The sequence below is a fragment of the Klebsiella sp. CTHL.F3a genome, assembly GCF_019890895.1.
Lineage (GTDB): Bacteria > Pseudomonadota > Gammaproteobacteria > Enterobacterales > Enterobacteriaceae > Klebsiella > Klebsiella grimontii.
In genome coordinates this window covers 3,291,464-3,312,746 of record NZ_CP082360.1, presented here as the reverse complement: position 1 = coordinate 3,312,746, position 21,283 = coordinate 3,291,464, and the positions used below count along the sequence as shown (strand labels likewise).

Annotated in this window: 21 protein-coding genes; 10 read left to right on the top strand and 11 right to left on the bottom strand. The window is 55.1% G+C overall.

Annotated features, from left to right (window positions below):
* Positions 1–162: 162 nt before the first annotated feature.
* The 4 genes from uspF to nifJ all read right to left on the bottom strand — a co-directional run bounded on the left by uspF (position 163) and on the right by nifJ (position 6,035).
* Complete coding sequence (uspF, locus tag K7H21_RS15595) at positions 163–597, bottom strand: universal stress protein UspF (RefSeq protein WP_004121089.1); 435 nt, start codon at positions 595–597, stop codon at positions 163–165.
* Positions 598–679: 82 nt separating this feature from the next.
* Complete coding sequence (locus tag K7H21_RS15590; RefSeq protein ID WP_004121086.1) at positions 680–892, bottom strand: KTSC domain-containing protein; 213 nt, start codon at positions 890–892, stop codon at positions 680–682.
* A 153-nt stretch (positions 893–1,045) separates the two neighbouring features.
* Entirely contained in the window at positions 1,046–2,152 is a 1,107-nt protein-coding gene (ompC, locus tag K7H21_RS15585) for a porin OmpC (protein WP_004121085.1), read from the bottom strand.
* A gap of 355 nt (positions 2,153–2,507) precedes the next feature.
* The gene (nifJ, locus tag K7H21_RS15580) at positions 2,508–6,035 is read right to left on the bottom strand and encodes a pyruvate:ferredoxin (flavodoxin) oxidoreductase (protein WP_223035198.1); all 3,528 of its coding nucleotides are present in this window, start codon (positions 6,033–6,035) and stop codon (positions 2,508–2,510) included.
* Between the two features lie 462 nt (positions 6,036–6,497).
* On the opposite strand from nifJ, the gene K7H21_RS15575 reads away from it, so the two are divergent.
* The 5 genes from K7H21_RS15575 to K7H21_RS15555 all read left to right on the top strand — a co-directional run bounded on the left by K7H21_RS15575 (position 6,498) and on the right by K7H21_RS15555 (position 9,285).
* A complete protein-coding gene (locus K7H21_RS15575; RefSeq protein ID WP_049090298.1) occupies positions 6,498–7,199 on the top strand; it encodes a S24 family peptidase in 702 nt (233 codons plus the stop codon).
* 442 nt (positions 7,200–7,641) lie between these two features.
* Positions 7,642–8,004 carry a hypothetical protein gene (locus tag K7H21_RS15570; RefSeq protein ID WP_004121079.1) on the top strand — a complete coding sequence of 121 codons (363 nt, stop codon included), beginning with the start codon at positions 7,642–7,644 and terminating at the stop codon, positions 8,002–8,004.
* A gap of 76 nt (positions 8,005–8,080) precedes the next feature.
* On the top strand, positions 8,081–8,473 hold the full coding sequence (locus tag K7H21_RS15565; RefSeq protein ID WP_004121076.1) for a phage holin family protein: 393 nt from the start codon (positions 8,081–8,083) through the stop codon (positions 8,471–8,473).
* Positions 8,463–8,735: a phage holin family protein gene (locus K7H21_RS15560; protein WP_154902023.1), complete on the top strand. Its 273-nt coding sequence runs from the start codon at positions 8,463–8,465 to the stop codon at positions 8,733–8,735. The genes K7H21_RS15565 and K7H21_RS15560 overlap by 11 nt, the downstream gene beginning before the upstream one ends.
* Positions 8,736–8,742: 7 nt before the next feature.
* Positions 8,743–9,285: a glycoside hydrolase family 108 protein gene (locus K7H21_RS15555; protein WP_004121074.1), complete on the top strand. Its 543-nt coding sequence runs from the start codon at positions 8,743–8,745 to the stop codon at positions 9,283–9,285.
* A 35-nt stretch (positions 9,286–9,320) separates the two neighbouring features.
* On the opposite strand, the gene K7H21_RS15550 is transcribed toward K7H21_RS15555, so the two are convergent.
* Positions 9,321–10,456, bottom strand: a protein-coding gene (locus K7H21_RS15550) for an IS3 family transposase (RefSeq protein WP_208431119.1) whose coding sequence is annotated in 2 segments (ribosomal slippage) — positions 9,321–10,210 and positions 10,210–10,456 — 1,137 coding nt in all. Because the reading frame shifts where the segments join, the coding sequence is not laid out codon by codon here.
* A gap of 603 nt (positions 10,457–11,059) precedes the next feature.
* Between K7H21_RS15550 and K7H21_RS15545 the strand changes: the two genes are divergently transcribed.
* On the top strand, positions 11,060–11,332 hold the full coding sequence (locus tag K7H21_RS15545) for a putative hemolysin (protein ID WP_004101621.1): 273 nt from the start codon (positions 11,060–11,062) through the stop codon (positions 11,330–11,332).
* Here K7H21_RS15545 and hslJ read toward each other — a convergent pair.
* From hslJ to K7H21_RS15530, 3 genes are all read right to left on the bottom strand, one after another.
* The gene (gene hslJ, locus K7H21_RS15540) at positions 11,329–11,769 is read right to left on the bottom strand and encodes a heat shock protein HslJ (protein ID WP_004121070.1); all 441 of its coding nucleotides are present in this window, start codon (positions 11,767–11,769) and stop codon (positions 11,329–11,331) included. The genes K7H21_RS15545 and hslJ overlap by 4 nt on opposite strands.
* Before the next feature lie 124 nt (positions 11,770–11,893).
* Positions 11,894–12,883 (bottom strand): 2-hydroxyacid dehydrogenase, encoded by a 990-nt coding sequence (locus K7H21_RS15535; RefSeq protein ID WP_004112629.1) that lies wholly within the window; start codon positions 12,881–12,883, stop codon positions 11,894–11,896.
* A gap of 149 nt (positions 12,884–13,032) precedes the next feature.
* Complete coding sequence (locus K7H21_RS15530) at positions 13,033–13,530, bottom strand: DedA family protein (RefSeq protein ID WP_004121067.1); 498 nt, start codon at positions 13,528–13,530, stop codon at positions 13,033–13,035.
* Between the two features lie 195 nt (positions 13,531–13,725).
* Here K7H21_RS15530 and K7H21_RS15525 point away from each other — a divergent pair, with 195 nt between their 5' ends.
* The 3 genes from K7H21_RS15525 to K7H21_RS15515 are packed head-to-tail and all read left to right on the top strand — an operon-like array spanning position 13,726 to position 16,881.
* Complete coding sequence (locus tag K7H21_RS15525; RefSeq protein WP_223035197.1) at positions 13,726–16,365, top strand: YdbH family protein; 2,640 nt, start codon at positions 13,726–13,728, stop codon at positions 16,363–16,365.
* Entirely contained in the window at positions 16,365–16,550 is a 186-nt protein-coding gene (locus tag K7H21_RS15520; protein WP_004121063.1) for a YnbE family lipoprotein, read from the top strand. Before K7H21_RS15525 ends, K7H21_RS15520 begins: the two co-directional genes overlap by 1 nt.
* A 7-nt stretch (positions 16,551–16,557) precedes the next feature.
* A complete protein-coding gene (locus K7H21_RS15515; protein WP_004121062.1) occupies positions 16,558–16,881 on the top strand; it encodes a YdbL family probable chaperone protein in 324 nt (107 codons plus the stop codon).
* Here K7H21_RS15515 and feaR read toward each other — a convergent pair whose 3' ends face one another.
* Positions 16,882–17,790: a transcriptional regulator FeaR gene (feaR, locus tag K7H21_RS15510; protein ID WP_123828131.1), complete on the bottom strand. Its 909-nt coding sequence runs from the start codon at positions 17,788–17,790 to the stop codon at positions 16,882–16,884. It lies immediately after the preceding gene.
* 234 nt (positions 17,791–18,024) lie between these two features.
* On the opposite strand from feaR, the gene K7H21_RS15505 reads away from it, so the two are divergent.
* Positions 18,025–19,524: an aldehyde dehydrogenase family protein gene (locus tag K7H21_RS15505; RefSeq protein ID WP_223035196.1), complete on the top strand. Its 1,500-nt coding sequence runs from the start codon at positions 18,025–18,027 to the stop codon at positions 19,522–19,524.
* A gap of 170 nt (positions 19,525–19,694) precedes the next feature.
* Here the strand turns inward: K7H21_RS15505 and K7H21_RS15500 are convergent, their stop codons facing one another.
* Positions 19,695–20,426, bottom strand: a complete 732-nt coding sequence (locus tag K7H21_RS15500) for a class II aldolase and adducin N-terminal domain-containing protein (RefSeq protein WP_049080210.1) — start codon at positions 20,424–20,426, stop codon at positions 19,695–19,697.
* 4 nt (positions 20,427–20,430) lie between these two features.
* On the bottom strand, positions 20,431–21,261 hold the full coding sequence (locus K7H21_RS15495) for an ABC transporter substrate-binding protein (RefSeq protein ID WP_004121052.1): 831 nt from the start codon (positions 21,259–21,261) through the stop codon (positions 20,431–20,433).
* Positions 21,262–21,283 lie beyond the last annotated feature (22 nt).

Here is a 21,283-nt window from a genome sequence, read left to right as displayed (position 1 = left end):
AGAAGCGCACGCGTTCTGCCAGCATGATTATGGCATTCTGCTGGTGCGTAGCATGTGGCGTGTATGGTACGGATTAGCGAAGGGAATGTCAGCACATTTAAGGTTAAATAAGCCCGGCGGGATAAAAGACAAAAAGCCCGCACAGCGGCGGGCAGAGTAGGTTTACCGCACGACCAGCACCGAACATTCCGCATGGCGGACAACGGCGGCGGCGTTAGAGCCCAGCAGGTAGGTGGTGATATCGGGACGGTGCGAAGAGATAATCACCAGGTCCGCGGGAAGAGACTTCGCCATAGCAAGGATTTTATCTTTCGGCGAGCCCTCTGAAACGTGAAAATGGATACGGTCTTCGGGGATATTAAACTTTTTCACAATCTCTTTGAGCCGCGATTCCGATTCGGCTTTGAGGTCATCCATCGCCGGCAGCTCTGCGGTGTAGGCCATTCCCAGCGAAGCGTAATAGGGAAGGGAGGGAATGACGGTCAGGAAATGCACCTCGGCATCATCGATTCTGGCTTCAGCTTCAACATGCTTGATAACGCGATCGGTTAATTCTGTATCAGAAATATCGATGGGCACAAGAATCATTCTGTTCATAAAACCTCCTGTTTAAGTAACCACTTAAAGTGTAGGTCATCCAGGCGATTATTGTACATTGCGCGCAATCACACTTTGGCCATCAGGCGCAGCGGCGTTCGGTAAATTTTCCTTTAATGACGCCATCGTAAAAACGACCTTTAGAAACCACCAGGAGAAAGTCGCGGAAAATGCGCGGCGGGACACCGATATACTGCAGCGTTTGGTTATCGCGAAAACGGATTTCAAGAATGCCGGCGGACTCATCATAGGCGACGGAGGTGATTCGGGATGAGGTTACGGGGTGATGTTGCATGGCGGGCGTCCTCTACGGCTGCGGCAATTCCAGGTAGCAATATATCATTTAACGGACGATTATTTTAAGGTAATCGATATATTGTTTTGCTTTGAATGCAGGCGATGGCAGGGAGGGGAAGAGAAAGCCCGCCGTTGCCAGCGGGCCCGGACATTAGAACTGGTAAACCAGGCCTAATGCGACGACGTCATCCGTAGAGATGCCGTTGTTAGAATAGAAGCTATCGTCTTCATCCAGCAGGTTGATTTTGTAATCAACGTAGGTAGACATATTACGGTTGAAGTAATAAGTTGCGCCAATGTCAGCATATTTAACCAGATCTTTGTCGCCATCGGTTTTGCTCAAATCTTTACCTTTAGACATCAGGAAAGAAACCGCCGGACGCAGACCAAAGTCGAACTGATACTGCGCAGTCACTTCGAAGTTCTGGGTTTTATTGGCAACGCCGTTACCGTCGCCGTAAGGCGTCATGTTGCGGGTTTCGGAATACATGGTCGCCAGATAGATGTTGTTGGCATCATATTTCAGGCCGGTGGTCCACGCTTCCGCTTTGTCACCGCCTGCGGTGGTCCGGGTCATCTGATCATTGGTACGGTCAGAAGAGGTGTATGCGGCAGCTGCGCTGATGCCCATACCGAAATCATAAGAAGTTGACAGACCAAAACCGTCGCCGTTGGCGTTACGTACGCTGCGATCGCCGTTGTTGGTGCCTTCACCGCTGCCGGCGTTTTCATTTTTACCCTGATACTGCAGGGCGAAGTTCAGGCCGTTAACCAGACCGAAGAAGTCATTGTTACGGTAGGTTGCAACGCCGTTAGCGCGGCCGGTCATAAAGTTATCGGCTTGGGAGTAGGAGTCGCCACCGAATTCTGGCAGCATATCGGTCCAGCCTTCTACGTCGTACAGTACGCCGTAGTTACGGCCATAGTCGAATGAACCGTAGTTAGCGAATTTCAGACCCGCAAACGCCAGACGGGTCCAGGACTGGTTGTCGGCGCCTTCGGTGTTGTTCGCCTGAACGTTATATTCCCACTGACCGTAGCCGGTCAGCTGATCGTTAATCTGAGTTTCGCCTTTGAAGCCAAGACGGACGTAGGATTGATCGCCATCTTTAGATGAATCATCGGAGAAATAATGCAGACCGTCTACCTTGCCATAGAGGTCCAGTTTATTTCCGTCTTTATTATAAATCTCAGCAGAGTGAGCAGCGCCAGCAGCTAATAATGCCGGGATAACGAGGGCCAGTACTTTTCTTTTCATTTAGACAATCCTTTAACGGTTTTTGTTTTAGCTTCCTCCTGGGAAGTGAACTCATGCTAAAGGAGCAAATAGAGATATGGTAAGTATCAATTGTTACGATATAAGTAAAATCTAAAATAAATAATTCAGATGAAATGATGATAATTATAATGAATGATTTGGCGGAAAATATACAAAATAAAAATTATACATGACGATTTTATTATCGTATTATCTGCTCGTTATATGCCTTTTATTGTCATTCAAGAATTTATATTGCCCTCGTTCCTGAGAATGGTTTTTGTTGAGCGGTAAAGCGACAAGCCCGAATGAATATTCGGGCTTTTTTTATGCGCGGATAAAAAATGGCAGCGAATTAGCTTTCGCTGGTGGGTTTTTCCGCCTTACCGGCCAACTGCGCCAGGAAGTCATAGCGTTTTTGTAGATCCGCGGTCGCATCTTTCCACAACTGTTCCGCAACTTCCGGCTGCTGCGCGTTCAGGCGACGGAAACGCTGTTCGTTCAGGAGCGTTTCGGCCAGCGCGTCTGACGGCGGACGGGAGTCCAGCGCCAGCGGAAGTTTACCTTCATCGGCACGACGCGGGTCAAAGCGATACAGCGGCCAGAATCCGGTCGCGGTCAGCTGACGCATCTGATCGTGGCTTAACGCCAGATCGTAACCGTGTTCTTCGCAAGGACTGTAGGCAATAATCAGCGATGGTCCCGGATACGCTTCCGCTTCCTGAATCGCTTTTACCGTTTGGTTGAGCTGCGCGCCAAGGGAAATTTGCGCCACATAAACATGACCGTACATCATCATGCTGACCCCAAGGTCTTTACGCGTTTTACGCTTGCCGTGCTCGCCAAATTTAGTCACCGCACCCAGCGGGGTAGCCTTCGATGCCTGGCCGCCGGTGTTGGAATAACATTGGGTATCGAGCACCAGAATATTGACGTTTTCGGTCAAGCTCAGCACGTGGTCGAGACCGCCAAAGCCGATATCGTAGGCCCAGCCGTCGCCGCCGATTAGCCAGATAGATTTCTCGACCAGTGCGTCGGCGTCGGTTAACAGTTCCTTCGCACCTTCTTCATTTGCCAGCACCTTGCGCAGTTCGTCCACCTGTTCGCGGCGTACCTCAGGCGTGGCCTCCGCGTGCAGCGCCTCGTTAAGCTCAGGCGGGAGTTTATCGACGAACTGCGATAGCAGACGCATTACGCGCTGACGATGCTGGTCGACGGTAAGGCGGAAGCCGAGGCCAAATTCGGCATTATCCTCGAACAGCGAGTTGGCCCACGCCGGCCCACGGCCGTTGGCATCGGTGGTGTACGGCGTGGAAGGGAGGTTGCCGCCGTAAATCGATGAACAGCCGGTGGCGTTGGCAATCAGCATCCGGTCGCCATAGAGCTGAGTCAGCAGCTTGATATACGGCGTTTCGCCGCAGCCGGAGCAGGCGCCGGAGTATTCAAACAGCGGACTGATCAGCTGCGAAGTGCGGATATCGATACGTTCCAGCTTGCTGCGGTCCATTTCCGGCAGATTGAGGAAGTAGTCATAATTGACTTTCTCCTCTTCAACATGTTCAAGGCGCGACATCATATTGATGGCCTTGATTTCCGGGTTCTGCCGATCTTTTGCCGGACAAACCTCGACGCACAGATTACAGCCGGTGCAATCTTCAGGCGCGACCTGCAGAACGTATTTCTGGCCGCGCATATCGCGGGATTTGACGTCCAGGGAGTGCAGACTGGACGGGGCATTTTCCATCGCCTCCGGGGTGACCACTTTCGCGCGGATTGCTGAGTGCGGGCAGGCGGCCACGCAGTGGTTGCACTGGGTACAAAGCTCTTCCTTCCAGATAGGGATCTCTTCGGCGATATTACGTTTTTCCCAGCGGGTGGTGCCCATCGGCCAGGTACCATCCGGCGGCAGGGCGGAGACCGGCAGCGCATCGCCGAGCCCGGCCAGCATGGCGGCGGTCACGGTTTTGACGAAATCCGGTGCGGCGTCGGAGACGACCGGCGGGCGATTCGGGCTGTTGGCATCGACCTGCTGCAGCGGCACTTCCGCCAGCGACTCGCGGGCCAGGGCCAGCGCCTGCCAGTTGCGTTCGACCAGTTCCTGACCTTTGCTGCTGTAGCTTTTCGCAATCGCGCCCTGCAGTTCCGCCAGCGCGCTATCACACGGCAGGATCTGCGTCAGATGGAAAAACGCCATCTGCATAACGGTGTTGATGCGCGCGCCGAGGCTGCACTCGCGGGCGATTTTGGCCGCGTTAACGATATAAAACCGCGCTTTTTTCTGATTCAGCGTGGCCTGGACTTCCTGCGGCAGGCGCGACCAGACTTCCTCGGCGCTGTATGGGGTATTGAGCAGGAAAATACCGCCCGGCTTAAGACGCTCAACCATCTGATACTTGTCGATAAACTGCAGCTGGTGACAGCCAACGAAATCGGCCTGCGAAATCAGATAGGAAGAACGAATCGGCTTCTCGCTGACGCGCAAATGGGAAACCGTCAGGCCGCCAGCTTTTTTCGAATCATAGACGAAATAGCCTTGCGAGAACCACGGCGTCGAGTTACCGATAATCTTGATATTGTTTTTGGTGGCCGAGACGCTGCCGTCGCTGCCGAGCCCGTAAAACAGGGCTTCCAGCTTCGCCTCCGACGGCAGGGTATTTTCTACCAGCGGCAGGGAAAGGTTGGTGACGTCATCGTAGATGCCGACGGTAAAGCGTGGTTTGGGTTTGGCGGCGCTCAGTTCGTTGAAAATCGCCAGCACGCACTCCGGTCCGAACTCTTTTGATGAGAGACCATAGCGGCCGCCAATGGTACGCGGCAGCGTTTCCCGCTCGCCGCGGTTAAAGGCTTCCGCCAGCGCGGTCATCACGTCGAGATACAGTGGCTCAGCCTGGGCGCCCGGTTCCTTGGTTCGGTCAAGCACCGCAACGGCGCGGGCGCTAACCGGCAGCGCTTCCAGCAGATGGGCAGCGGAGAAGGGGCGATAAAGACGAACTTTCAGTACACCGACTTTTTCACCGCGGCTCAGCAGTTCATCAACCACTTCCTCACAAGTGCCGATTGCGGAGCCCATAATCACGATAACGCGCTCGGCCTGCGGATGTCCGTAGAACTCAAACGGTTTGTACTGACGCCCGGTGGCGACGGCAAAATCGTTCATTGCCGTTTCAACGTGTGCGTAAACCGCGTCGTACCACGGGTTAGTCGCTTCACGTGACTGGAAGTAGGTATCCGGATTAGCTGAGGTGCCGCGGATTACCGGATGTTCGGGGTTCAGGGCGCGCTGGCGATGTTCATCGATTTTATCCTGCGGTAGCAGGCTGAGGAGGGTATCGTCCGCCAGCGGGGCGATTTTGTTGATTTCGTGCGAGGTGCGGAAACCATCAAAGAAATGAATAAATGGCACCCGGCTTTGCAGGGTGGCGATATGCGAAATTAGCGCAAAATCCTGGGCTTCCTGGACGCTGCTGGCGCAGAGCATCGCGCAGCCGGTCTGGCGCACGGCCATGACGTCCGAGTGATCGCCAAAGATAGAGAGCGCGTGGGTTGCCACGGTGCGGGCGGCGACGTGCAGCACAAACGGCATCAGCTGGCCGGCCAGTTTGTACAGCGTCGGGATCATCAGCAGTAAACCCTGCGATGAAGTAAAAGAGGTCGAAAGGGCACCGGTTTGCAGCGCGCCGTGTACGGCGCCGATTGCCCCGGCTTCCGACTGCATTTCGACGACGCGGGGAACATCGCCCCAGACGTTTTTCAGCCCGTTGCCCGCCCAGGCGTCCGCCTGCTCCGCCATCGTGGAGCTGGGCGTGATCGGGTAGATGGCGATAACTTCACTGGTGCGAAACGCGACTGAAGCAACCGCGCCATTACCGTCGATAGTGATCATATCAATACTCACATTGCTAAATGTTTGATAAAAAATGTTTTTATGCCCATAGATACATTCTGAGCACTCGCTTATCTATTCTGCATTCTGCGCAACCGCTATCGGCGCGATTTCACCGGTAGCGTAAAAGTTCGTTTCTCCCTGCATGGTTACGGGCAGGGGGACCGGGTTTGCGAATTACTGTCTAAGTATAGACTCCGGAGGAACATGATTTTTTGATCTCCAGTAGCGACAAAATCCATAGTTCAGATAAATTAATTCAACGTATTACATAGGTATCCACGTATGAGCGACACCCTACACCAAAATCAATGGCGTCATTTTTCCATAAGTAGCAGTGTGGCGAATTCCGCCAGTCAAAGGGTCCTGACCGACAATACTGCCTTAATTACCTGTAGGTAATTTATTCGGGTTTTGCTATATTTTAGATACCTGATGGTAAATGGCGTTAGAATCATTGCGATGGATAAATACGAAATCAGACGACAGCGGTTGCTCTATATCCGTGATAATTTATGCGGTGGTAAGGCCGTTGATGTGGCCCGAACTCTTGGACGGGAGCCTTCTTACGTCTCAAGAATGCTCTACCCCGAAGGTAAAAAGCAAAAGAAAAGGATAGCTGACGAGATGGTCGAACTTATTGAATCTTCGTTCAATCTTCCCCGCGGATGGATGGACGGTATCACCGGGAATATTGATATCGAGCGAGAACCGGTAGAGGATTCGCCACAGATGCCATATGTCATTGAGGTTCTGGATGCCCAGGCCAGCGCAGGGCCGGGCTGCATTGTCTCCAGTGAGGTTGATGAAACGGTCAGCAGTATCACCTATGACTCTGCCGGCGCGCTGCGGCTTTTTGGTAACAGGCCCGCAGAGCATATCAAGGTGATCACCGTATCCGGAGATAGCATGTCCGGCACCATTGAGACCGGTGACTACATTTTTGTCGATGTCTCGAAAGACTACTTTGAAGGCGATGGCATTTACGTCTTTTCCTTTAAAGGCGCGGTGCTGGTGAAGCGACTTCAGTTCACGGCGGATGGCCTGCTTGTTCACTCGGATAACAGTAAATATGCAGACTGGACGATTGGCGAGAGCCATGAACAGTATCTGAAGATCATTGGTCGCGTGATTTATAGCCACAGCGTTAAACGCTTCGTTTAAAGGCGCGCATTGCCCCGCAGGTCGCCATTCGTACTGAGTTCAGCCGATAAGTTTTAACCAGGTATGTCGCGTGTAAGCCGGGCATACCTGCGTCATCGCCCCTCCTCCTGTGAGACGCTGTTCATCACAACCCCCTCGGACCTTTTCAGTTTTTTTACGCGGTAGACCACTTTTTTCAAAAAAAATTTCAATGTTTTCAATTCATTAATGTGTTTTTGTCATAAAGTATACCCATGGGTATTTATTTTTAAATAACCCTGAGGTATTCTTTTGTCATCAGCTTGATAGGCAGCACTATCTGGATGATGAAATACAACGATTCATAACTGAATCTACGTGGCTGAAAAGCCAGCGCCATGGCGCAGTGCGCTTTGGGGTAAAGCCATTGGCAAGGATCCGATTGCCAATGGCATTCCGCCAAAGCCCATTAAAGGAGACCGCAATGTCCCGTAAAACCGCGTTTAATGGCTCCGCTGCGGGTAGACGTCGCGCGCAGCGTTCCCACTTACAAAATCCGCAAACGCTCAGTTCCGATCTTATCCACCGGCCCACCCCTTCCCGCGCTCAGATTCAGGCAAAAGGGAAGCACCATACGCCTGAACGTATTGAGGACGCATTGCCGATTAAATTTGTGGCGCAGGATATTTTTTGGCAGCGCGAGGAATATAAACGGCAAATTGAGCGAGCGACCATCATTTATCAGCAAGAATTTGCCCACCAGTATGCGCAGCCAGGAGCCTGGCTCTTCGAGAGGGCAATTTATGCGCTTGGTTTGCAAAAAAGAAAGAAAGTGACGGCGAGGTAACACCTTAGTGCCAGGAAAAATGACCCTGCGCTTCGTTATTTACCATCATAACTCATAGTGAAAGAAGGGAGGGTATATGTCCGATCCTGTTTCCGGTACGTCGATAATTGTTGCTGGTGGATTAATGGGCGCTGGTATGTTTGGCCTGGTGACAGGTATTGATTATGGCGTTGTATTTGGCGCGTTTGCTGGCGCGGTATTTTATGTTGCGACGGCGGTTAATATCACGCGTTTTAGACTCGCTGCCTATTTTATGACTTCTTTTATCGTCGGTGTTCTGGGTTCCGGGTTAATTGGTACGAAGCTGGCTATCTGGACAGGATATAGTGATAGACCGTTAGACGCGTTAGGCGCCGTACTGATATCCGCGCTGATTATTAAGATACTTACGTTCCTGAATAATCAAGAACTAACCGACCTATATAAAATACTTACCCGCAACAATAGTGGGCGCCCGAATGGGAAATGAACTGCCCGCGCTGCTTAATGCCATTCTCTGCGCTTTGATCACCCTAACCTTAATGTTTTATCGGCGCGCACGGTACAGGAGGTATCGACCATGGATATCGTATACGGCTTATTTGCTGGTAATCATCTATGCCAGTATACCGTTTCGTTATCTTTTTGGCCTGTATACGACGACCCACTGGTTGGTGGTTACCGTGAATTTTTTTGTCTTTATTGCCGTGTTCCTGGTAAGGGGGAATATCGCGCATTTAATCGATAAATGAGGAATAAATGACTAAAGATGAGATTTTTAATGCCATTCTGGAAAAGGAGGGCGGTTATGTAAATCATCCTGATGATAAAGGAGGTCCGACAAACTGGGGGATTACTCAAGTCACCGCACGGGCTCATGGTTATGATGGCGATATGCAAAAACTGACGCGCCAACAGGCGCTGGATATTCTCAACGCTGACTACTGGATTGCGCCCCGGTTCGATCATGTTGCTGAAATATCTACCGCGATCGCTGAAAAACTGTGTGATGCCGGGGTCAATATGGGGCCTGTTCTGCCGGGTAAGTGGCTTCAACGCTGGTTAAATGCTTTTAATCATCGTGGGGTACTTTATCCGGATCTTATAACCGATGGTGTTATTGGCCCCAGAACCTTAAATGCCTTGAGCCATTATGTTATTCGAAGAGGCAGTGAAGGGGAGCGTGTATTGCTCCGGGCATTAAACTGTAGCCAGGGGCAGTATTATCTGGAGTTAGCAGAAAAAAGTGAGGTTAATAAATCATTTATATATGGTTGGTTGCGAACACGAGTATCTATGTAGTGGACTGACCCCACAACAGTAGACATTTCCTGTCCTCACGACGAGGCCTGTTCAAAGGCCTCCGGACTGACGCCGCCGAGGTGGCTGTGACGCCGGGTCCGGTTGTAGAACACTTCAATGTAATCGAAGATATCCGCCCGGGCCAGATCCCTGGTTTTATATATGCGTTTTCTGATCCGTTCTTTTTTCAGCGAACTGAAGAACGATTCGGCCACCGCATTATCCCAGCAGTTGCCACGCCTGCTCATGCTCGGCGCCAGGTTATTGGCCCGGCAGAAGCGCTGCCAGTCGTCACTACCGTACTGGCTGCCCTGATCGCTATGTACGATAACCTCGCCGTCCGGTTTTCGACGCCACACGGCCATCATCAGCGCGTCGAGCGCCAGTTCGCGTGAGAGAGTGGGTTTCATCGACCAACCGACCACATTACGGGCGAAGAGATCGATAACCACCGCCAGATACAGCCAGCCCTGCCAGGTGCGGATATAAGTAATATCGGTGACCCAGACCTGATTGGCCCGGACAACGGTAAACTGCCGCTGCACACGATTAGGCGCAACCACTGAAGGTCGGCCAGCGATACGACGCGGAGCTTTATAGCCGCGCACGGCTTTAATCCGGTTCAGTTGCATAATGCGGCCCACCCGGTTTTTACCGCAGATTTCCCCGATTTCGTTCAGGTCGCCATGAACCCGGCGGTAACCGTATACGCCTCCGCTCAGTGAATAGGAGTCACGGATAAGCGTCAGCAGACGCTGGTTATCTTTATCCCGCGCGGAGACCGGGTTATGCAGCCACGCATAAAACCCGGCCCGGGCAACGCACAACACCCGACACATCGTCATGACACCCCATACAGAGCGGTGCTCATTGATAAAGCGGTACTTCAGTCGGGCTCCCTTGCAAAGTACCGCGCGGCCTTTTTCAGTATGTCCCGTTCTTCCTCAGTGCGCTTCAGTTGGGCCCTGAGCTTCAGGATCTCGCTTTTCGCTTCCAGTAAATCACGGGCATGCTGCTCGCTGTTATCGGGTTTAATAGCCCGTAACCACTTATAGAGACTGTGTGCTGAAACGCCCAGCCGGTCAGAAACTTCGGCGACGGAATAACCGCGTTCCGTTATCTGACGGACGGCTTCTTCCTTAAATTCAGGTGTAAATCGTGGTGTGCCCATACGCTCCTCCTATGCTCAAACTATAGGGCAGGATCGTCTACCGGGGCGGGGTCAGTCCAACTATAGGGCAGGATCGTCTACCGGGGCGGGGTCAGTCCAACTATAGGGCAGGATCGTCTACCGGGGCGGGGTCAGTCCACAATTAGCAAGAGCCAAAATTCGTCACTGAAAAGAAATACGGTATTCAATAACTTTCATATTTGAAGAATTGCCAGCACATCCCCTGCTGGCTTTTTTTATGTTTGACTGTGACGAGTCCCTGCCGAGTAGAGCCATTCAACTCTGAAGATTGTCGCTGATAGGAATGAAAGTGATTTGGATGCTCACCAGTGAGTCAAAGAAGCTAAGATTGAACGCACAGGAAATAATCTTGCAGAACAAAGAACTACCTATTTAACTGTCGGGAAACTATCGCCTCACCATGATGCTTCTCAGTTGTACAGAGATTAATGTGCTCATGCTGAGAGGCTTCTGACGCCAAAAAATTTGCTAATAAATGTTAACACAACGCATAAATACGTACTTCGCCTCTCGACGCGGCGCGCTGAGCTGCCTATTATCCTTAGGCTTGTCCATTTTAAGATGTATCTGAGGGGAGAGAAGATGCGAGCTGCGTTTTTAGTGGGATGTGCTGCGCTGTTACTGTCGGCGTGTAGTAGCAATGATGAACCTGTTCAGCAGGCAACGGCGGCGCACGTATCGCCGGGAATGCGCGCTGCGATGAGCAGCTCCGGCCAGGCAAACTGCGCCATGGTTGGCGGCTCGTTATCGGTGGCCCGCCAGCTTGATGGCTCCGCTATCGGCATGTGCGCATTGCCGAACGGCAAGCGCTGCAGCGAGCAGGCGCTGGCAGGCGGAAGCTGCGGTAACTATTAATTCATCAGGTCGGCGAGCTTATACACCAGCGTCTGGTCGGCGGTCGCCAGCGTTAGCTGCGTTTCCGTCAGGTCGACCTGCGCGCCTTCGCGCAGCATTTTGCTCAGCGTGGCGTCCAGCGCGTTCAGCTGCGAGTCCGTGCAGAGCATGCGGGTCATTGCCAGCTCTTCAACCTTCAGCTCGCCGTCAGAGACTTTGCCCGTGCCGCTGAAGCGGTTGCACATATTACCTGAAACAGACATCTTGCCCGTAATGGGCATCTTTTCGCCGAAGCTCAGCTCCTGCGGCTTATCCGCGGCATTCAGCGGCTGCCCGTTAACGCTGGTCAGCACAAAACGGTGGTGCTGAAGCTGTTCCGCTCTGGTCGACACCTTGCTGTTATAAACGCAGCCCGATAGCAACATTCCCACCGCCAGCAGCGCAGCATACTTGTTCATTTAATCTCCATAAATATTTATCGTATTAATAAATGAAGGGATTGTAACTTTATCGCAGGCAATTTCTGTGGGGATTATCTGAATGTGCCCCCCGCGAAGGGGGAGCACAAAAGGGCAAGGAAAATCAGACCAGTGCGTTAGGACAGGTTTCGCCTGCATCTACCTGACGCAGGTTGTCGAGGGTGGTTTGCGAAATGCTAATCAACGCTTCCGCGGTCAGAAACGCCTGGTGACCGGTAAACAGGACGTTGTGGCAGGCGGAGAGACGGCGGAACACATCATCCTGAATCACGTCATTAGACTTATCTTCAAAGAACAGGTCGCGTTCGTTCTCATACACGTCCATCCCCAGCGCGCCAATTTTCTGATGCTTCAGGGCGTCGATCGCTGCCTGCGAATCGATGAGCGCGCCGCGGCTGGTGTTGATGATCATCACCCCGTCTTTCATGCGATCGAACGCGGCATGGTTCAGCAAATGGTAGTTTTCATCGGTCAGTGGGCAGTGCAGTGAGATAACATCGGACTCCCGGTACAGGGTTTCAAGATCAACATACTCCACGCCCATATCCAGCGCGGCGGCGCTTGGGTAGGGATCAAACGCTAGCAGACGCATACCGAAGCCTTTAAGAATGCGCAGCGCGGCGACGCCGATTTTACCGGTGCCGATAACGCCGGCGGTTTTACCGTGCATGGTGAAACCGGTCAGCCCTTCCAGAGAGAAGTTCGCGTCGCGGGTGCGCTGATAGGCACGGTGAATGCGGCGGTTCAGCGACATCATCATGCCGATCGCGTGCTCAGCGACCGCTTCCGGCGAGTAGGCCGGGACGCGCACCACCCGCAGGCCCAGCTCTTTAGCGGCGTCGAGGTCAACGTTGTTGAACCCCGCGCAGCGCAGCGCGATGTACTTCACGCCGTGGGCTTTCAGTTCTTCAAGTACCGGGCGGCTACCGTCATCGTTTACGAAGATACACACCGCTTCACAGCCGTTGGCGGTTTTGGCGGTTTTTTCGGTTAGCAGGAAGTCAAAAAACTCCAGTTCAAAGCCATATGCATCATTAACATGCTGCAGATACTTCTTGTCGTACTGTTTTGTACTATACACAGCGATTTTCATAAGACTTTTCTCCAGTGATAATACCGTCACGGTAGCATAATTAAAATAATCTTACAAATGTTAAAAACTAGTTTAATCAGCAGGTTATAGTAATAATTCTAGAGCATATCGCGGTGTTAAGAAATCTCTTTAAAAGACAATACCTTTCATCAAAAGCTGAGGCTTAACGCGCCTGGCGCCAGCAGGATAAGCGGCCAGAGCAGCCCGGAACTGACGTTGGCGAGCTGAAACTGCCAGAGAGAGGTGCCGCTGGCGCCGGTTACCAGCGGCACGGTGGCGCGAAGCGGAGAGAGAAAGCGGCTAAAAAAGACTGCCCACGCGCCATGGCGGCGCAGGAACAACTGGCCGCGAGCGAGGCGTTCGGCATTAAGCCAGCGGATACGATGCAGATGGTACCGGTAGCGGTAGCCCGTCAGCCACGAGAGCCAGAATCCGCCGATAGCGCCGAGGCTGGCGCTCATCCACATTAACAGGAAATGTCCCGGGCTGGCCGATGCCAGGGTGCCGAACAGCAGTAGCCCGGAGGTGCCCGGGATCAGCAGCGAGATGACGGCGCAGGATTTAGCGAACGTCATCAGGAAAACCATCAGCAATACCAATGAATAGCGGCTCTGAGCGTATTCCATCAGCGAGATAATTAAGTCCACAGCACAATCCGTTTACGTTCGCAGGTGTAGACCAGTGTCGCAGGCGAAAACTAAACCCTGGTTAAATAGCTGGCTGGTGAATCACAGGGCGACGACTACGCTTAAACGGGATGGAAACTTTAACTCACAGGTCGAACGTGCCACAATAACGGCCTCTCGGCTTTTACTTATTTCGAATCAGGATATTAGCTGCCCATGAAGGGTAAATATAAAGCCGCCATCGCGCTATTATTAGCCCTCGTGCTGCTACCGCTGGCTTTGCTATTAACGCTCACCCACTGGGTGCCTACGCTGGTAGGCATTTGGCTACCTGCGGGAACCCGAATCTCACTCAATGAAAGCCCGCGGCTGACGCGCTCGTCGCTGCGTATTCCGGATCTGCGCTATCTGGTCGGCGACTGCGAAATCGCGCGCGTCGCCAATGCCTCGCTCTCGCGTCCCAGCCGCTGGCGTTTACATATCGGCGAGCTGGATATAAACAGCGCCTGCCTGAACAAGCTCCCGGAAAGCGAAGCCGCGCCGGGGGCGCCGAAAACCCTCGCCGAATGGCAATCAATGCTCCCTTATAGCTGGCTGACGATTGACAATCTGCGCCTGTCGCCGTGGGATAAATGGCAGGGGCGGCTGGTGATGTCGCTCACGCCGCAGCAGCAGGATATCGGCTATGCCGGGAAAGAGGTTACCCTCCAGGCGCGACTGCGCGGTCAGGCGCTGACGGTCAGCGACTTCTCCGCGCGTCTGGTGGAAGACCAGGCGCCGGTGAAGCTGGTGGGCGAGTTTCAGATGCCGCTGGTGCCGGACGGTTTGCCGGTCGATGGCCACTTGTTCAGCACCTTTGAATTTCCACAAACTCCCGGTCTGGTCGATGCCGAGCTGGAGTGGCAGAAGAACCGCGGGCAACTGCTGGTCACGCCGCGCGGTGAGGTGGAGCCGATGCTTGACCTGCCGTGGGAAATCACCCCGGATCGTATTACCATCAGCGATGGCCGCTGGCACACCGAATACGCGGGCAACGCGTTGAGCGGCCGCGTCGCGCTTTCGCTGGGCAACTGGCAGCAGGGCACCGAGCAGATGCAGGTCAGCGGGCGTCTTAACGTGCTCACTCAGGGTCAGGCCGGGAAGGGCAACGCCGTGCTGAATATCGGCCCCGGCAAGCTGAGTATGGACAGCAGCGACATGCCGCTACAGCTGACCGGCGAGGCTAAGCTCGGCGATCTGATTTTTTACGCCAAACTGCCCGCGCAGCTGAGTGGACCGCTTACCGCGCCAGTGCTCAACTTTCACCCCGGCGCGCTGCTGCGTTCGCGCGGGCGGGTCATCGATTCGTTGAATATTGATGAAATCCGCTGGCCGCTGGCGGGCGTCAAAGTGACGCAGCAGGGCGTTGATGGCCGCCTGCAGGCTATTTTACGCGCCCATGAACAGGAAATGGGCGATTTTACCCTGCATCTTGACGGTCAGGCCGACAACTTTATGCCCGACCGCGGCCGCTGGCAGTGGCGCTACTGGGGCGAGGGTCATTTCACCCCAATGCAGGCGCGCTGGGATGTGAAAGGCGCGGGCGAATGGGCCGACAGCGCCATCATGCTCAACAGCCTGTCGACCGGGTTCGATAAACTGCAGTACGGTTCCATGCTGGTAAGCGCGCCGCGTCTGACCCTGGAAAAACCGATCCGCTGGCTGCGCGATGGGCAGCATCCCAAACTGACCGGCGCGCTGTCGCTGGATGCCGGGAAAACCACCTTCAGCGGCGGCAGCGAACTGCCGCCGTCGACGCTGAAATTTAATATCGACGGTCGCGATCCGACCTGGTTCCAGTTCAACGGCTCCCTGCATGCGCAAAAAATTGGCCCCGTGCGCGTTACCGGGCGCTGGGACGGAGAACGTCTGCGCGGCGAAGCGTGGTGGCCAAAACAGTCGCTGACCGTTTTCCAGCCGCTGTTGCCGCCGGAGTGGAAGATGACCCTGCGTGAGGGAACGCTTTACGCGCAGGTGGCATTCTCCGCCGCAGCCGGGCAGGGCTTCGAGGCGGGCGGTCACGGGGTGCTCAAGGGCGGCAGCGCCTGGATGCCGGATAACCAGATCAACGGCGTCGATTTTGTGCTGCCGTTCCGTTTTAGCGACGGCACCTGGCAGCTTGGCACCCGCCATCCGGTATCGTTGCGCATTGGCGAAGTCGTCAACCAGTTCACCGCGCGCAATCTGACGGCAGATCTTCAGGGGGCCTGGCCCTGGAGTGAAGACGCGCCTTTACAGTTGAGTAACGTCAGCGTCGATATTCTCGGCGGCAAGCTGACCATGCAGCAACTGAGGATGCCGCAGCACGACCCGGCGCTGCTGCGTCTGCAAAATATCTCCAGCAGCGAATTAGTGAGTGCGATTAAAGTGAAGCAGTTCGCCGTCTCCGGCCCGTTTAATGGTGCACTGCCTCTGTGGCTGGATAACGAAAAATGGATTATCAAAGACGGCTGGTTCAGCAATCCGGGGCCGATGACGATGCGCCTCGATAAAGACACCGCGGACGCGTTGGTGGCCGACAACGTCTCCGCCGGGGCGGCCATTAACTGGCTGCGTTATATGGAGGTAGCCAGATCGTGGACGCGGATCAACCTCGATAACCTTGGCGTACTGACGCTGAAGGCAACGATTAGCGGCACCAGCCGGGTAGAAGGCAAAAGCAATACGGTGCACTTAAACTACTCCCATGAAGAGAATATTTTTGACCTGTGGCGCAGCTTGCGTTTCGGCGACAATCTGCAGGCGTGGCTGGAGCAGAACGCCAGGCTGCCCGCGCCGCGCTGTCAGGACAGTCATACCTGTAAGGAACAACAATAATGATCAAACTATTCGCCGCCTTTCTGGCCACCGCGCTGCTGGCGGGCTGTACGCCGCGTATTGAAATCGCGGCATCGAAAGAGCCGATCACCATCAATATGAATGTCAAAATTGAGCATGAAATTCATATTAAGCTGGATAAGGACGTTGAGAATCTGCTCAAATCGCGTAGCGATCTGTTCTGAGGCGATGATGAGAATACGACTGATAACCACGACGCTGGCGCTGGTGCTGTTCAGCGCTCAGGCGCTGGCCCTGACCCTCAATGAAGCTCGCCAGCAGGGGCGGGTCGGCGAAACCCTCAACGGCTATCTTGAACCGCTGCGTCAGGATAAAGAAACCCTTGAGCTGGTGAAGCAGATCAACGCCGCCCGTAGCGACAGCTATCAGCAGCTGGCGGATGACAATAATCTACCGGTGGATCAGGTGGCGAAAATGGCCGGTCAGAAGCTGGTCGCCAGGGCGCAGCCGGGCGAGTACGTGAAGGGCCTTAACGGCAAATGGCTGAAAAAATAGCTATCGGCAGCGCTTGCGATACTCACCCGGCGAGACGCCGAAGCGCTGCTTAAAGGCGGTGGAAAAATGGCTATGATCGCTGAAGCCCCAGCTGTAGCCGATCCCCGCCAGCTTTTCGTCATCATGGGCGCTTTGCAGCGCGCGGGCGCACAAATCGAGCCGACGATTCTTGATATATTGCGCCACCACTAGCCCCTTTTCCGCAAACAGCCGGTAAAGACTGCGCACCGACATGCCGGTTTCGCTGGCCAGCCACTCCGGGCGCAGATGTTCCGCCTGAATCGACTCATCGATTAACGCCATGATTTTCTGAAACTGCTTATCGCGCCGGGACGGCTGGGCCTCCTGTTGATGCAGCATCGGACGCAGCAGGCAGACGATGGCCTCCAGCGCCGCTTTGCTTTCGCTGGCCGAGAGTTCAGGGCTGTTCATGCTTTCATGCAGCAGGCGCTGGCTGAGCTGGACCATCGGCAGGCTTTTCGCCAGCCGGGTAGCGATGCTGATTTCACTGCCGCGCAGCTGCTGCTCCAGCAGCGACCTTGGCAGCAGCAGGGAGGCCTGGCGCGAGGTTTGCTGCCAGATAATCGAGCATGGACGAGATGCGTCAATCAGGGTGATATCGCCGCTCTCCAGCATCGCCTGACGGCCATCCTGCTCAATCGTCGCCTGGCCCGCGAGCTGGAAGACGGTATAAAACCAGGCGTCGTTATCGCGCTGGATCTCTTGTCGGGTACGGTAGAGATTAATGCTGCGGGCGGTCACCGTGCTGACTTTCAGGTCGCCCGCGTAGCTGGCGTCGATCTCACCGTGGAAATTATCATCCAGCGGACGGGCGGCGAACTGCCCGCAGACCTGATTGATTTTTGCTAACCAATGCTGGTAATTCTGCCCACGATTTGCCGTACTCATCGCGCGTCCTTTGTAATGATAATGTTTTTGCATTGTTGCACTTATGATGCCGGAGGCAAGGGTCAACGGCGGAGTATATGAAAGAACTATTACCTGCTGCACATTTTCTGTCCACCCATCGACTTAATTGCGGCGCCTGTCACAGCGGCAACAGCGAATGTCACAGAGAAAAAAGCGTGAATCGCGACCCCGGCATAAACTGAAACCACTATCCGTGAACAATAAGGAAGGGGTATGTCCACATCACAGGTCGCGCTACTCGCCAGCGTGCAGCAGTTTCTAGACAGACAGCATGGGTTGTATCTCGACGGTGCGCAGCAGGCGGCAGAGAGCGAAAAGCGTTTAACCGTCTGGGATCCGGCCACCGGTCAGGCTATCGCCAGCACCGCGGATGCTAACGCCGCGGATGTCGATCGGGCGGTGATGTCCGCCTGGCGCGCTTTCGTTTCCCGCAGCTGGGCAGGGCGGATGCCCGCCGACCGCGAACGGATCCTGCTGCGCTTCGCCGATTTGGTGGAGCAGCACGGCGAGGAGCTGGCGCAGCTGGAGACCCTGGAACAGGGAAAATCGATTAACATTTCCCGCGCCTTTGAAGTGGGCTGCACGCTGAACTGGATGCGCTATACCGCCGGGCTGACCACTAAAATCAGCGGCCGCACCCTCGACGTATCGATTCCCTTCCCACCGGGGGCGCGCTATCAGGCGTGGACCAAAAAAGAGCCGGTGGGCGTGGTGGCCGGGATCGTGCCGTGGAACTTCCCGCTGATGATCGGCATGTGGAAAGTGATGCCCGCGCTGGCGGCTGGCTGCTCAATCGTCATTAAGCCGTCGGAAACCACCCCGCTGACCCTGCTGCGGGTGGCGGAACTGGCAACCGAGGCCGGCGTGCCTGACGGCGTTTTTAACGTGGTGACCGGCAGCGGCGCCGGATGCGGCGCGGCGCTGACCTCGCATCCGCAGGTCGCCAAGGTGAGCTTTACCGGATCGACCGCTACCGGTAAACAGATTGCCCGCGTGGCCGCCGATCGCCTGACCCGGGTCACGCTGGAGCTGGGCGGCAAGAATCCGGCTATCGTGCTGAAAGATGCCGATCCGCAGTGGGTTATTGAGGGATTAATGACCGGTAGCTTTCTGAATCAGGGGCAGGTGTGCGCCGCCAGTTCGCGAATTTATATCGAAGCGCCGCTGTTCGATACGCTGGTGAGCGGCTTTGAGCAGGCGGTGAAGTCGCTACAGGTCGGACCCGGAATGCTCGAGAGCAGCCAGATTAACCCGGTGGTGTCGCAGGCGCACTGCGCGAAAGTGGCGGCTTATCTTGATGAAGCCCGTCAGCAGAAGGCAGAGCTGATTAGCGGTCACGTGGGGCCGGATGCGCAGGGCTACTATATTGCGCCAACGCTGGTGATTAATCCCGACGCCGGGCTGCGCCTGAGCCGGGAAGAGGTTTTCGGCCCGGTGGTGAACCTGGTGCGCGTGGCCGACGGCGAAGAGGCGCTGCGTCTGGCCAACGACAGCGATTTTGGCCTGACCGCCAGCGTCTGGACCCGCGATCTGAGTCAGGCGCTGAGCTATACCGATCGCCTGCAGGCGGGGACGGTGTGGGTCAACAGCCATACGCTGATCGACGCCAACCTGCCGTTCGGCGGCATGAAGCAGTCCGGCACCGGCCGCGATTTCGGCCCCGACTGGCTGGACGACTGGTGCGAAACAAAGTCGGTTTGCGTGCGCTACTAGCCGCCTGTTCCCCGGTGGGGGCTGGCGCCTCACCGGGGCTACACGCGCGTAACTTGCGGATTCTGTCGCCAGGCCTACGGCAAAATCCGCACCTCGATACCTCAAATCCGCCTCATCTCCGTATGCCCGGTTGCGCCTGCCGCCGGGCGCCTTTTTCCAGGAGTAAGCCGTCAGTCCAGCAAGGAAGGGTCGGCGTCGATCATCATCTGCTTCATCTCTGCAAAATGCTGGCGTGAAAAGTCGGCGATCCCCTCCCAGTCCTGCGCGGTTTTCTCCGCCACCGCATCGGAGAGCACTTTCAGCGGCTGCCCCGTTGACCACGCGGTCACCAGAATCTGACAGGCGCGCTCCAGAGTCCAGATATCATCGAAAGCCTCGCCAATCGACGGCGCTGTCACCAGTACGCCGTGGTTGCCCATCAGCAGCCGACGCTTGTCGGCCAGCAGCGACGCCAGACGCGCGCCTTCCGCCGTGGTGTCCGCCATGCCGCCGTATAACCTATCGACGGCTATCCGATTGAAATAGCGCGCCGTGTTCTGATCGATCGGCGGGATATGCGGTGTCTCGAGGCAAGCGATGCTGGTGGTATACACCGGATGCAGGTGCAGCACCACCCGCACCTCCGGCAGGCGCTGGTGGATTTGCCCGTGAATCGCCCACGCCGTGGCGTCGACGTCAGATCGCCGGGCGCAGGCTTCATCATCGGCGTCCAGCAGCAACAGGTCGCTGGCGCGGATGCGCGAAAAGTGTTTCCATTTCGGATTCAGCAGGAATTTTTTGCCGTCTGCCGAGATGGCCGCGCTAAAGTGGTTGGCCACCGCCTCGTGCATCCCGAGATGGGCGATGATACGAAAGGTCGCCGCCAGGTCGATGCGCGTCTGTTCTTCATAAGACCGGGCCATGTCGTTACTCCGCTTTTGGCATCAGGGTTTGCAGGTCCTCCGGCGTCGGCGCCTGGAAGTTATATTTTTTCAGCAGCGCGGCATATTCCGGCGTCGCGCTGTATTTCTTCAGTCCTTCCTCCAGCGCGGTTTTCACTTCGCTATTGCCTTTTTTCACCCCAAAGCCATTGAGCACCGGATAAATTAAGGTTTCGGAAGAGATCGTCACCCGATCGCCAAGCTTATCAATCACGCCGCGCGCCACCGCCGCATCGGTGATTTGCGCCTCAACCGCCCGCGACAGCAGCGCCTGGGTGGTTTGCGGGTCGGTGGTGTATTCGCTAAGCGCTATTGGCTTCAGGCCCTTTTTCACGCAGTAGTCGGCGGAGAGCTTTTGCAACTGCGCCAGCCAAGAGGTCGCGCCCATAGAGCCAATTTTATGACCGCAAAACTCTTCCGGCGTTTTCGGCTGATAGTCGCTGCCTTTCAGCGCGAGGATCGCTTCGCCGCTTTTCAGATAGGGCACCATATCGATAACCTTCAGACGCTCGGCGGTGATGTACATCGACGAGTTAGTAATATCGAAGCGTCCGCCCTGCAAACCAGGAATCAAATTCGGAAACCGGGTATCAATATTCACCGCCTCGCGGCCCATGGTTTTTGCCAGCCCGGCAAGAAACTCGATATCGAACCCGGCGGGCTTGTTGTTTTCCATATATTCATACGGGAAAAAGGTCATATCCGAACCGGCGGTAATTTTCCCCGGCTGCTGGAAGGCCAGGGCGCTAAAGGACGACAGGGCGCCAGCGGCGCAAAGGAGCAGGACAGCAGGGCGCAAAGCATTAATACGTTTCATAGAACCTCCAAAAAGTGGGCAA